Here is a 12,427-nt window from a genome sequence, read left to right as displayed (position 1 = left end):
CGCGGAGCCCCCGGATCAGGAGATACCAACGGAGGACGCCGAAAGACCCCCCGTGGATGACCAGAAGTCGTCGTAGACATCGGGCCGCGCGGGGTACTCACCCGCACGTTGCGGCGTGTTCGGCTCGGTCGCCGGATCCGGCACGGCGGATTCGGTGAAGCACGGGGTGGTGATGGAGAAGAAGAACTGGCCTTCACCTCCGACGGCGACGCTCATGCGGAAGTTCTCCGGCGAAGCGGCGTAGATGGCCGGGAGATCCTTGTCGGCGTCTACGCTGGTGATCTCGTATCCACGCGCCTTCCAATTGCGTTCCACCACACCGAGCAAGTTCCCTCTCCGTTCCTCGGAAACGACGGTCATCACCGCGATTCGGCGCTTTACCGATCCTCTACCTGGCAATTCATCCTTGAGGCCGCTACAGATGTGGTCGTTCGAGGGGCCGTGATTCCATCGCAATTCCGGTCTGATACCGGACACCGTCTCATGCATGATCGCGTCGGCTTTTTCGGCCGCCTGTTGCATGTTCACTCCGGGCAGCTTCCTTTCGGGGGCACTGGCACCTCGCTGTGAGCCACATCCGGAGACCAGGACAACCGGAATTACCATCAGGGCAAGGCATGCAGCTTTCATCGGTGCTCCTGAGTGCTGATCTTGTCGCCTCGGCCTGCGACGATTTTCGCGATATTCCGCGCGGATTCCTCATCGTCGTCCGGATTGAAATAGTTGGTGTGCGCCGTGAACCCGCCCCGGTCTCCCAGAGGACGCGGTCCGTCCTCGACCCGGAACCGGCGCGCGCCGAACGCCTCGTGCGCCGGGTCCGTGCCGAACCAGATTTCACGGTCGTCCGCCTGCGCGTCCTGCGCGAAGAACGCCGCCGCTCCTCCCCCCAGCCCTCCCGCCGCCGCCCCCAGAGGCCCGCCCACCGCGGACCCCACCACCGCTCCGCTGACCGCGCCGGTCGCCATACCGCGGGCCTCGATCTTGGCCGGCATCGCCGTCACCGGGTCGTTCTCCGCCGCGCCCACGAACACATGCCTCCGCCCCACCCCCAGTTCGTCGGCCGAAGCCGCACCCGTCCCCGGGCTGCCCAGCAGCACGATGTCGTCGGCGCCCGGAATCCCTCCCTGGCGCTGCGCGGCCTGGCCGACCGTGAGCGAACCGTACGAGTGCCCGATGGCCGTCACATGCGGATCCTCGTTCCGGTTCGTCGCCGAGACGCCGGACATGAATTCGTTGTACGCGACCGCCCCCACCCGCGCCTGATCAGCGAACATCACATCCGTATTGCCCGCGACATCGGCGGCGGAGAGCTGAGGCGCGTCGTACCCCAGCCATACGATCGAGGCGCTGGACGCGTCGTACTCACGCGCCCCCACCGCCGTGTCCCGCGCCCGCTTCAGGTCGTTCCTCGCGAATTCCTCGTCCAGCGACGTCCCCAGCCCCGGCACATACACCGAGACATTCCTCGCCGCGTCCGGATTCCCGTAGGAGACGATCGCCCGCCCATTACCGTGCTCCCCGATCCCCAGCAGAAACATCGGCGGATGTCCGCCCGACCGCACCTGCTCGTCGATCGCCCTCAGCCCCGCCAGCCGCGTCCGCTCCCCCTCGTCCCCCGCCCGCCCCTCCAGCTTTCCGATCAGCAGCGCCAGGTTGTCCCTGTTCGCCGCGTCCCGTACCTCCGCCGGGATCCCGTCCAGGTTCCCGATCTCGTCCGGATAGACCGCCAGATACTCCTCGCGCCGCTCCTGCGTCAGACCGTCCCACCACGCCCTGCGCTCCGCGGGGGACTTCTCCCTCGGGATGGACTCCCTCAGGTACTCGTCCGCGAGTCCCCGCACCGCCGTCGCGTCGCCGTGCGCGTCCGTCCAGATCGCGTCGGAGGTCAGCGGACCGTCCCGGGGAGCCGTCAGCTTCAGGAGCGTGGCCGTGTAGCGCGCGTCGATCCGGTTCGCCTCACCGACCGCGCACGCGATCGTGTCGGCGATCTCCTGGGCCTTCGCCGCATGGGGATTCGGCGCCGTCAGGGCCGGCGGCGGGGACAGCAGTCTCGGCAGCGCGCTGCCCTCGGCCGTCCCGCCCGGGAGCTTGTCCCGTGTGATCAGATGTTCGCCCGCCGCCGGATAGCCGACCGAACCGTCCGCGTGGACCGTGAACTTCAAGCCATCCGCGTCGTCCAGCGCCGCCCGCAGCATCCGCTGAGCCCCCCTCAGTTCCTGGGCGAGGCTGTTCAGGGTCGTACGGATCAGTCCGCATTCCACATATACGTACTGGAAGTTACGGCTCAGCTCCCCCAGCCGCGCGCTCGCCGCCTCCAGCGCCTCGCCCTTCTGCGTGGCCTCAAGACCCACAAGGAGCTGCTTGTCGATACGGTCCCGTGCCGCGTCCGCGCGGTTGCTCACCTTGCCCCAGCCGTCGGCCGCGCCCTCCAGTTCGGAGCACTTCAGCTCACGTAACTGTGTCCATGTCAGCGCCCCGCCCCAGCCGCCACCGCCACCGTCAGCACCGCCAGCACCGCCACCACGACCACGACCAGCGCCGAACCCGTTCACCGCCCGCCGCCACCCACCCGCGCGAACGACGCGCTGATCGCCGACTCGCACTCGCCCTGGTCCCGCGCGACCGCCCGCAGATGAACCGCCAGGCTCGCGCACTCCCCCATCGCGATCTCGACGCGCCGCTCCCACGACATACGCACCGTCCGCAGCACCGCCGCGGCCCCCAGGCCCTCCGTACCGGCCGCCACCCCCTCGTGTGCGGCGGCGAACTCACCCCGCACCAGGCCCATATGCGTACGCAGCGCTTCGGCCGCCCCGGCCGCCCGCGTCCAGGGACCGCCGCTGTGCCGCAACTCTCCGCCGTGCCGGGGCCCGCCGGTGCGCGGAGCCGGTACGCCGCCGACGGCCAGGTCGATCAGACGCCGCGGACCGTCCGGTTGGTCCGCGTCCCCCGCCGCCCCGCTCTGCCCCCACCCATTGCGGTCCCACCCGTTCCGGTCCTGCGCGCCCTGCCCCTGTCCGTGCCCCACAAACCCCGCCATGCCGCTCTCGCCTCTGTTCCTCACCCAGGCCCCTGTCCCTCGCCCGGGATGTCGACCGGCACTGTGCCAAAGGCGGACACCTCGCCGCCCCGCTCACAAACAGAGCGCGGGAGCCGCATAGATACGCCGGAGCCGCCCGTGGCCCCGGACAGTCCTGGGTATCCATGGGCAGCGGCCCGTCGGCCGTACGGCCCGGCGCGGGCACCAAGTTCACCCGTACGGTTGGCGCGGCGCGACGGGATCCTCGACTCCCCGACCCCGACGACTGCGCGCCGACCGCCGTGGCCGACCACCACGACCCGATCGATCAGACCCGGGCGGGACGTGACCGTAAAGGTGTAACAACGACAGTCATTGCCCGCAGTCACGCACCGTGATACACAGAGTAACCATGTGCGTACGCAGATGTCCGATCCACGCCAGGTCAGGGCGGCATGATCGGTCATATGTGCGGGGATCGGGTAAAGAGAGCCGCCAAGCGGCATACGAGAGCGGTTCCATCAGCGAAGATAGAGCGTGACCCATGCCATGGGGGCGTGGGCGTGAACAACCCAACAGGGGCGGTGAGTTACATGTACCTGGCGGCCGAGAAGGGCGACATCACCACCATCATCGGTGGCATCGCCCCGAACTGGGGGCCTTTCGGGACTCTGGGGAACGAGGCCCGCGTCATGATCGAGGTAGTGATGGCCGTGGCCATCCTGCTCTGCCTCGGCATCGCGATCTGGGGCGCGGCCAAACAGCGGATCGGAGCGACCGCGCTCAGGGACACGTTCAGCGCGGAACAGGGCAAGGGGCTGATTGTCGCCGGGCTCACCGGTGTCTTCATCATCGGCTCGCTGGGCACGCTTTTCACCATCGTGTACGGGATGGCCGTCTAGCCGCTGTCCCCAAGTCCCCGTCCCCGAGCCCTGTCCCCGAGCCCCTCTCCGAACGCTGTCCCCGATCCTGTCGAAGCCCTGACCACGAGTCCCGTTCCCACCAGTCCCGTTCCCACCAGTCCGTACCGGGCGTGCCCGGACCACCTTCAACACCACCTGTCCGTCGCGCCCACCGGCTGAGGTTGCGTCTCCCTGATGTCGAGTCACCACACCGCGCCCGCGCGGCAACCAGCACGGCTACCGTCGTACTACGCGGACCACGCGGAACCGCAAACGGCTGAGGGGACGTACGCGGCATGAGCTTCGGCGACGAGCACGGCTACGGCGGCGACTCGGGCCGTACGGACGACGGTTTCGGCGGCACGGGCCAGACCCGTACGCGCCTGCCCGACGGCAGAAGCGGCGAGATGTACGGCGGCGCCCGCCGCCCCGCCCGCGGCTCCCGCTCCCTCATCACCGTGGTGGGCGTGGTCGTCCTCCTCATCGCGGCCATCGCCTTCGCCAACCGCGGCGGCGACAAGTCCGCCGACACCGGCAAAGACACGGGAGCCGCGGCCGCCGACCCGACAGCGGCATCGGGCGTGAAGCCGGTCACGGGCAAGAACGGCACAATCCCGTCAGGCTTCACCCAGGACGAACAGGGCGCGGCAAGCGCGGCAGCCAACTACGCGGTGGCACTGGGCTCCGCGGAGATGTTCAACGCGGACGCACGGCAGGGCATCATCCGCGCCACGCACGATCCCAGCACCGTCGAAGAACTACTCGTTGACATGGAAACGGCGTACTCCCCGGCCTTCTACCAGAACGTCGGCCTCAACGAGGACGGCTCCGCCCCCACGGGTCTCACCTTCGTGTCCAGGACCGTGCCCGTGGGCACCAAGGTCACCGATCTGAACTCCACCACGGCGACCGTCGAGGTCTGGTCCACCGGTCTCGTGGGGCTGGCCGGCGAAGAATCCACCAAGCCGGTGGCCGAGACCTGGTTCACCATCACCCAGAAGCTCAAGTGGATCGACGGTGACTGGAAGGTCTCCTCGTCGAGCCAGTCAGAGGGCCCCACGCCGGTCACCGGCGACAACCGGGCCTCCACCGCGGACGAGATCGCCAAGGCCGTTGAGGGATATGGAGGCTTCACCTATGCCCGGTAGCCCCGGCAGTCCCAGCCGTCCCGGTCGCCCCAGCCCCGGCAACTCCGCCGGCCGCCGGCTCGGTGCCTCCTCGCTCGCCATGTCCCTGGCGGGTGCCTCGGCGCTGGTCCTGGCCCTGGCCCTGGCCCTGGCCACCCGCGCCTCCGCCGCGCCGACACCGAGTCCCACCCCGACCGACGGCGCCTCGTCGAGCCCGTCGCCCAGTGCCAGCGACAACGTCTGCGACCTCATCGTCGGCCAGGCCAAGGAGTACTGCGAGGACGGCGAGAAAGCCGCGGGCGCCCCGCGCTCCGGCGGCGTCTCCGATCCCGCCAGCGCCCTCGACCCCCTCTCCTCCCTCGCCAGAGGCTGCGCCGACGCCGCCGCCTGGATCGTCGGCAAGCTCAGCGACGCGGTGAACGAGACCGCCAACGTCGACTTCACCAACGCCGCCTTCCTGCGCCAGTACGCCGTCATCTTCGCCGCCTCCACCGTCCTCACCCTCGTCATCTGGCTCCTCGCCGTCGCCAAGCGCGCCATCCGCGGCGTCCCCCTGACCACCGCGCTCTCCGAGGCCATCGGCTTCCTCTGGCTGACCGTCCTCGCCTCCGCCTTCACCCCGCTCATCCTCTACACGATCGTCTCCGCGACCGACGGCGTCACCGAGGTCATCGCCACCTCCACCGGCGGCCAGACCGATGTCTTCTTCGGCGGCTTCGCCGAAGCCCTCAAGAAGGGCGACGACATCGGCGGCGGCCCGATCATGCTGATCGTCGTCGCCCTCGTGTCGATCCTCGCCGCCGGCGTCCTCTGGCTGGAGCTGGTCATCCGGGCCGCGCTCCTCTACGTCGGCGCGCTCCTCGGCACCGTCGTCTACGCCGGGCTCGTCGACAAGAACATGTGGGGCCATGTCCGCCGCTGGGCCGGCATCATGATCGCCGTCATCCTGGTCAAACCCGTGATCATGATCGTCCTCGGTCTCGCGGGCGCGCTCTCCGCCGACGAAGGCCCCGACGCGTTCTCCGCGGTCGTCTCCGGCCTCGCCATCATCCTGCTCGCGATCTTCGCCTCCGCGATGATCTACCGCTTCGTGCCCGGCTTCGGCGACGAGGTCGCCTCCTCCCGCACCAACCGGAAGCAGGCCACCGACGGCGCCCAGGCCGCCGCCCTCATCAGCTCGCCCGCCGCCCTCGTCTCCCAGGGCATCAAGACCCACAGCAGCCGCGGCGCCCAGCAGCAGGGCAACAGCGGCGGCGGAAGCGGCGGACGGCCCGCCAATCCGGTCTCCGGAGGCGTCGCCGCGCACAGTTCACGCAACTCCGGCGGCGGAGCGGGCACCGGCAGCGTTCCCGCCGCGCCCCCGCCCCGGAGCGGCGGCCCCACCGGCGGCACCCCCCACGGCTCACGTAACACCGGCACTGGAACTGGAACTGGCAACAACAGCACTGGAGGTGGAGGGCGTTGACGACCCAGTCCCACGCGATCGCGCCCCGCCGCACGTATCTCATCGGCCGCGCCCGGCCGAACGCGATCGTCGGCAAGAACCGCGAGACCGGCGAGATCGCCCTGATCATCGCCGGCGCCTTCATCGGCATGATGTGCGGGCTCCTCGTGCCCGTCCTGCCGCTGCGGATCGTGACCCTCGCCGGGTTCCCGCTCATCGCGCTGGCCGCCGTCTACGTGCCGTACAAACAGCGCACGTTCTACAAGTGGTACGAGATCAACCGCAGCTTCAAACGCACCCTGCGCGGCGGTACGGTCTACCGCTCCGCCGCCATGGAGGCCGGCACCTCCCTCGACGGCCGCGAGGTCGAGATCGGCCCGCCCCCCGGCATCGGCCGTATCAACTGGCTGGCCGCGCCCTTCGGCCCCGACGAGATCGCCGTCCTGCTGCACGCCGACCGCCGCACCGTCACCGCCGCCATCGAGATCGAGGGCCCCGGCGTCGGACTGCGCGACAGCGAGGACCAGGAAGCCCTCGTCGACCGCTTCGGCACGCTCCTCAAGCACGTCGCCAACGGGGACGGCTTCGTCACCCGGCTCCAGATGCTCGCCCGTACGCTCCCCGCCGACCCCGACGCGCACGCCAAGGACGTCGCCCAGCGCGGCGATTCCGCCTCCCCCGACTGGCTCCAGAACTCCTACGACCAGCTCCAGTCGATGGTCTCCACCTCCAGCGAGCAGCACCGCGCCTATCTGGTCGCCTGTATGCACTACACCCGTGAACTGGCCGCCGAGGGCCAGGCCATGGCCCGTGCCGCCCGCCAGGCCGCCGGTACGAGGAAACTCGACCGGGACGCGGGCCTCGCCGTCGTCATGGCCCGCGAGCTGACCGACATCTGCGCCCGGCTCGCCGAGGCGGACATCCGGGTACGGCAACCCCTCGGGCAGAGCCGTCTCGCCTCCCTCGTGCACTCCATGTACGACCCCGACCACCCCATCGACCACATCCAGGCCATGACGAAACGAAACACCTGGCCGGCCGAGCTGGACGCGATGGAACCGACCTATCTCCAGGCCAAGACCCGGGAGTCGTCCACCCGCGCGCCCTGGTGCCACTCCACCGCCTGGGTCAAGGAATGGCCCATGACCCCGGTCGGCGTGAACTTCCTCGCGCCCCTGCTCGTCCACACACCCGATGTGATCCGTACGGTCTCGGTCACCATGGACCTCGAACCGACCGAGATCGCCATCGAGCGGATGCTGACGGAGAAGACCAACGACGAGGCGGAGGCGAGCCGCGCCGCCAAGATGAACCGCACCGTCGACCCGCGCGACATCGCCGCGCACGGGCGGCTGGACCAGCGGGGTGAAGATCTCGCCAGCGGGGCGGCGGGCGTCAACCTCGTCGGGTACATCACAGTGTCCTCCAGGACACCCGAGGCACTGGCCAGGGACAAACGCACGATCAGAGCCTCGGCCGGCAAGTCGTATCTCAAGCTGGAGTGGTGCGACCGCGAGCACCACCGGGCCTTTGTGAACACCCTGCCGTTCGCGACCGGCATCCGCCGCTAGCCGCACCGCCCGCCGCCGCCCGCCACCGCCCCGCTGCCCCGCTTGCCCGCCCGCCAGACACCGACCGACGCGAAGCGCCGACTACCGCTGACAACCGACGAGCCGAAAGGGGCCTGTGGTGCGAGATCCGCTGTCCGTCCTCACGGATGCCTTCACCAGCTTCCTCTTCGGGAAGGTGGAGACGACCCGGCTGCCGGTCCGTACGTCCACGGGCCAGGCCCAGGCCGTCTATCTGCCCACCGCGGCCCCCGGCCTCGGCGACTCGGGCGTGATCATCGGCCGCGAGGTCTACAGCGGCAAGGGCTATATCTACGACCCCTTCCAGCTCTACGGCCAACAGCTCCCGGCCCCCCACTGGCTGGTGCTCGGCGAGTCCGGCAACGGCAAGTCGGCGCTGGAGAAGACCTACGTACTGCGCCAGCTGCGCTTCCGCGACCGCCAGGTCGTCGTCCTGGACGCCCAGGGCGAGGACGGCGTCGGCGAGTGGAACCTCATCGCCCAGGAGCTGGGAATAACCCCCATCCGGCTGGACCCGATGGCGGCGCTCGACGGCGGAATCCGGCTCAACCCCCTCGATCCCTCGATCACCACGACCGGTCAGCTCGCCCTGCTCCGTACGATCATCGAAGTCGCGATGGGACACGGCCTCGACGAGCGCTCCGGCTTCGCGCTCAAGGTCGCGCACGCCTATGTCAACGAGACCATCGTCGACCGCCAGCCCGTCCTGATGGACATCGTCGAACAACTGCGCCATCCGGAACCCGAGTCGGCCGAGGCGATGAATGTCGACCTGGACGATGTACGGGCCTGGGGCCTGGATGTGGCGCTGGTCCTGGACCGGCTGGTCGACGGTGACCTCAGGGGCATGTTCGACGGGCCGACGACCGTCGGAATCGATCTCGACGCCCCGCTGATCGTCTTCGACCTCTCCCACATCGACCGCAACTCGATCGCGATGCCGATCCTGATGGCGATCGTGGGCGTCTGGCTGGAGCACACCTGGATCCGCCCCGACCGCAGGAAGCGCATCTTCCTGGTCGAGGAGGCCTGGCACATCATCAACTCCCCCTTCGTCGCCCAGCTCTTCCAGCGGCTGCTCAAGTTCGGCCGGCGGCTCGGGCTCTCCTTCGTCGCCGTGGTGCACCACCTCTCCGACGTCGTCGACGGGGCGGCGGCCCGCGAGGCCGCGGCCATCCTCAAGATGGCCTCGACCCGGACGATCTACGCCCAGAAGGCCGACGAGGCGAGAGCGACCGGCCGGGTGCTCGGACTGCCCCGCTGGGCGGTCGAGATCATCCCGACACTCACACCGGGAATCGCGGTCTGGGACGTCAACGGCAATGTCCAGGTCGTCAAGCATCTCGTCACGGAGGCCGAACGGCCGCTGGTCTTCACCGACCGGGCCATGACCGAGAACTCCCAGGCGTCGAACGCGGCCGACGCCGCCGACGCCCTGGCCGCCGGACTCCCCGCGGACATGCAGGCGGCGGAATGGGAGGCGGAGCAGCGGGCGATCCTCCTTGAACGGCAACGGCAGTTCAACGAGTCCTCCGAGTCGACGGTGGCGTGAGATGCCGCGCCACCACGACGGGCAGGGACAGGGACAGGGACAGGGACAGGGACAGGGGTACGGTCCGGCTCAGGGCCGGGGCGGTGTCCCCGACGGGCTGCTGCTCGGGCTGCTCGGCTTCGTACTGGGACTGTCGCTGCTGGTCTGGACGGCGACCGGCCTGGCCGGTCTCTTCACACACGGCGCCTGGCCGGACGGGGTGACCTACGGCCGTACGCCCGTGGCGATGCGTCAGCTCGCCTCCGCGCCGCACGACGTGGCGGGCGCCTGGCCGGACACCCCCGCGTCGCAGCTCTCCGGGTACGGGCTGTTCTGGGGACTGCTGATAAGCCAGCTCATGGTGCTGACCGTCCTCACGGTGTTCGTCCTGGGAGTGACGGCCCGGTATCGGGCGGTACGAGCACGCCGGCGCGAACAGCTACGCGACGAGCGGGAGCAGCAGGCGCGGGACGGACGTGACGTGCTCGGCAAGGCCGCCCGGCCGGGCGGCGTCACCGCGATGGCCGGAGCAGGCCCAGGACCGGGCCCGGGACCTTCCGCGCGGGCGGCTGCTGTCGAGTCCGTGGAGACGCCCGAGACACAGGCCCACGCTCAATCCCGGCCCCAGCCCCAGCCCCAAGCCCACCTCCAGGCCGACGCCGGGACTCAGGGCCGGCACCAGAGCTGGGCAGCCGCGCCGTCCCCGGCCCCCGCAGGCCCCACGCCCACCGTCTCCGTCGCGTCCGCCACCTTCACATCCGCGGCCGCGCCCGTGCCCGCGTCCGTCGGCCTCCCCGGTCCACGTACCGCGCCGCGCGTACAGTACGGCGATCCCCTCACCCGCCGTCCCGTCTCCGTCCAGGCCGTCCTGGACGCCGAGGGTCCCGCCCTCGTGGTCACCTCCGACCCGACGGTGTGGGCGGAGACGAAAGACGCGCGGGCCAAGCTCGGTCCCGTTCTGCTCTACGACCCGGGCCATCTCTGCGACACCCCGGCCCGGCTCCACTGGTCACCCACCACGGGATGCGAGGACGCGGCCACCGCCGCCGCCCGCGCGACCGCGCTGCTCGCCCCCGTACGCCCGCACGCCCTGCTCGACGCCGCCATGGCGGACACGGCGGAAACGCTCCTGCGGTGCTGGCTGCACGCCGCGGCCGTGGACGGGCGGCCCTTCAAACAGGTGCACCGCTGGGCGCAGGGCGGCAGCGCGCACGAGGCGGTACGGATCCTCCGCACCCACCCCAAGGCCACCTCCGGACTCGCCGGTCTCCTGGAGTCCGCGCTCACCGCGCACCCCGAACGCCGCGAAGTGGCCCAGCAGTTGACGGCCCGTGCGCTCGCCGCCCTGTCCTCCGTCCATATCCGGGACGCCTGCACCCCGAACCGAACCGATACGCTCACGCTGGATTCTTTTGTGAGCGAGGGGGGCACTCTGTATGTGGTGGGTGAGCCGATCGAAGATCCGCGCTCCCGCCCGGGTGCGATGCCTCTGCTCACCGCACTCACCTCAAGCGTGGTCGAGCACGGCCGCCGCATGGCCGCACGGTCATCTGACGGTCGGCTCGACCCACCAATGACGCTCGTCCTCGACGATGTCGCCGCCGTGGCTCCGCTTCCCCAGCTTCCGGAGCTGCTGGCCACCGGTCAGGACCGGGGGCTACCCGCCCTGGTGCTGCTCCGCTCGCGGCAACAGGGCCGGGACCGCTGGCCCCACGCCGATATCCAGAGCCTGTCGGACGAGACATAGCACGCGCCTTCCCCGCCGCACCCGGCTCCATGCCTGCCTCGGAATGCCTCCCTCGGACGACCAGGACGGACAGCCCTCAGGGGCGTTCGATCGCCATCTCCACTTCCTTGGCGAGCGGATCGTGCTCGAACGGTACGACGGTCCCGGTCGGTACGAACCCGAGCTTGCGATAGGCGGCCCGCGCCCGCGGGTTCCCCTCGTGGACATAGAGCCGTACACGGGACAACCACGGTTCCTGCTGCCCCCACGCCCAGTCGAGCGCCTCCGCGACCAGCGCTCCGAGCAGTCCGCTGCCGCGCTGTTCGGGACGCACATAGACACCGACGAGATGTCCCTGCGGCTGGGCGATGGTGGAGCCGAAGAAGTCGCTGCCGCCGGCCTCCTCGATCAGCACGGCCACAGAACCGGACCAGCTTCCGTCCGTGGCCTCGGCGATGAACTGGCCTGAGCGTGCACCGTGCCGGGGCGAGGCGCCGGCCGCTCGCTGCTGCCAGTACAGGTCGGGGTGCGCGAGCCCCTGCTCGTACGTCTCCAGAAACGCGACCGGGGCGGCCGGATCCTGGAGCGCGGCCAGCCGGATCGCCTTGACCTTGGCCCATTCATCGGGCTGGACGGCACGTATCACATGGTTCATGCACCGATAGTCCGCGCAGGGGCCACGGCTCGCAAGGCGGTTTTCGCGCGGCGGCGGCCAGAAAGGCCCTCAGAAAGATCCCGGAAAGTCCTGGAAAGAAAAAGTCCTGGAACGCAGAAGTGCCCCGTACCGGATAACCGGCACAGGGCACTTCACACAATAATTGTTCGGCGGCGTCCTACTCTCCCACAGGGTCCCCCCTGCAGTACCATCGGCGCTGTGAGGCTTAGCTTCCGGGTTCGGAATGTAACCGGGCGTTTCCCTCACGCCATGACCACCGAAACACTATAAAACAACAACCAACCGGATAACACACAGCCGTTCATTGTCTCAGAACTAACACAGTGGACGCGAGCAACTGAGGACAAGCCCTCGGCCTATTAGTACCGGTCAACTCCACCAGTCACCTGGCTTCCATATCCGGCCTATCAACC

The 12,427-nt window shown here is 69.6% G+C and carries 10 protein-coding genes and 1 rRNA gene; 6 read left to right on the top strand and 5 right to left on the bottom strand.

Annotated elements, in window-relative coordinates; translation table 11 throughout:
• Window positions 1-15: 15 nt before the first annotated feature.
• The 3 genes from ACWGDX_RS14545 to ACWGDX_RS14535 form a co-directional block, all read right to left on the bottom strand.
• Window positions 16-522, bottom strand: coding sequence for a hypothetical protein (locus ACWGDX_RS14545; protein ID WP_453625681.1), 507 nt, complete (start codon window positions 520-522; stop codon window positions 16-18).
• A 104-nt stretch (window positions 523-626) separates the two neighbouring features.
• Entirely contained in the window at window positions 627-2,471 is a 1,845-nt protein-coding gene (locus ACWGDX_RS14540) for an alpha/beta hydrolase (RefSeq protein WP_453625679.1), read from the bottom strand.
• Window positions 2,472-2,548: 77 nt separating this feature from the next.
• A complete protein-coding gene (locus tag ACWGDX_RS14535; RefSeq protein WP_453625515.1) occupies window positions 2,549-3,040 on the bottom strand; it encodes a hypothetical protein in 492 nt (163 codons plus the stop codon).
• 572 nt (window positions 3,041-3,612) lie between these two features.
• Here ACWGDX_RS14535 and ACWGDX_RS14530 point away from each other — a divergent pair.
• The 6 genes from ACWGDX_RS14530 (at window position 3,613) to ACWGDX_RS14505 (ending at window position 11,359) form a co-directional block, all read left to right on the top strand.
• Window positions 3,613-3,921 (top strand): hypothetical protein, encoded by a 309-nt coding sequence (locus ACWGDX_RS14530; RefSeq protein ID WP_003985768.1) that lies wholly within the window; start codon window positions 3,613-3,615, stop codon window positions 3,919-3,921.
• A gap of 296 nt (window positions 3,922-4,217) precedes the next feature.
• Window positions 4,218-5,069 carry a hypothetical protein gene (locus tag ACWGDX_RS14525; protein ID WP_453625513.1) on the top strand — a complete coding sequence of 284 codons (852 nt, stop codon included), beginning with the start codon at window positions 4,218-4,220 and terminating at the stop codon, window positions 5,067-5,069.
• A gap of 79 nt (window positions 5,070-5,148) precedes the next feature.
• A complete protein-coding gene (locus ACWGDX_RS14520; protein WP_453625677.1) occupies window positions 5,149-6,513 on the top strand; it encodes a hypothetical protein in 1,365 nt (454 codons plus the stop codon).
• Window positions 6,510-8,063: an SCO6880 family protein gene (locus ACWGDX_RS14515; protein ID WP_382855075.1), complete on the top strand. Its 1,554-nt coding sequence runs from the start codon at window positions 6,510-6,512 to the stop codon at window positions 8,061-8,063. Before ACWGDX_RS14520 ends, ACWGDX_RS14515 begins: the two co-directional genes overlap by 4 nt.
• Window positions 8,064-8,181: 118 nt before the next feature.
• On the top strand, window positions 8,182-9,633 hold the full coding sequence (locus tag ACWGDX_RS14510; RefSeq protein ID WP_453625511.1) for an ATP-binding protein: 1,452 nt from the start codon (window positions 8,182-8,184) through the stop codon (window positions 9,631-9,633).
• Window position 9,634: 1 nt separating this feature from the next.
• Window positions 9,635-11,359 carry a type IV secretory system conjugative DNA transfer family protein gene (locus ACWGDX_RS14505; protein WP_453625509.1) on the top strand — a complete coding sequence of 575 codons (1,725 nt, stop codon included), beginning with the start codon at window positions 9,635-9,637 and terminating at the stop codon, window positions 11,357-11,359.
• A gap of 76 nt (window positions 11,360-11,435) precedes the next feature.
• Here ACWGDX_RS14505 and ACWGDX_RS14500 read toward each other — a convergent pair whose 3' ends face one another.
• Both ACWGDX_RS14500 and rrf read right to left on the bottom strand, forming a co-directional pair.
• The gene (locus ACWGDX_RS14500) at window positions 11,436-11,993 is read right to left on the bottom strand and encodes a GNAT family N-acetyltransferase (RefSeq protein ID WP_453625507.1); all 558 of its coding nucleotides are present in this window, start codon (window positions 11,991-11,993) and stop codon (window positions 11,436-11,438) included.
• A 165-nt stretch (window positions 11,994-12,158) separates the two neighbouring features.
• Window positions 12,159-12,275 (bottom strand): 5S ribosomal RNA (gene rrf, locus ACWGDX_RS14495).
• Window positions 12,276-12,427: the final 152 nt, after the last annotated feature.

The organism is Streptomyces sp. NPDC055025, assembly GCF_053608565.1.
This window is presented reverse-complemented; position numbering and strand designations above follow the sequence as displayed.

Bases quoted from the DNA above. Each gene is read 5' to 3' on its own strand.
- ACWGDX_RS14525 (WP_453625513.1), top strand. From the start codon at position 4,218: ATGAGCTTCGGCGACGAGCACGGCTACGGCGGCGACTCGGGCCGTACG.
- ACWGDX_RS14505 (WP_453625509.1), top strand. From the start codon at position 9,635: ATGCCGCGCCACCACGACGGGCAGGGACAGGGACAGGGACAGGGACAG.
- ACWGDX_RS14500 (WP_453625507.1), bottom strand. From the start codon at position 11,993: ATGAACCATGTGATACGTGCCGTCCAGCCCGATGAATGGGCCAAGGTC.
- ACWGDX_RS14545 (WP_453625681.1), bottom strand. From the start codon at position 522: ATGCAACAGGCGGCCGAAAAAGCCGACGCGATCATGCATGAGACGGTG.
- ACWGDX_RS14530 (WP_003985768.1), top strand. From the start codon at position 3,613: ATGTACCTGGCGGCCGAGAAGGGCGACATCACCACCATCATCGGTGGC.
- ACWGDX_RS14535 (WP_453625515.1), bottom strand. From the start codon at position 3,040: ATGGCGGGGTTTGTGGGGCACGGACAGGGGCAGGGCGCGCAGGACCGG.
- ACWGDX_RS14520 (WP_453625677.1), top strand. From the start codon at position 5,149: ATGTCCCTGGCGGGTGCCTCGGCGCTGGTCCTGGCCCTGGCCCTGGCC.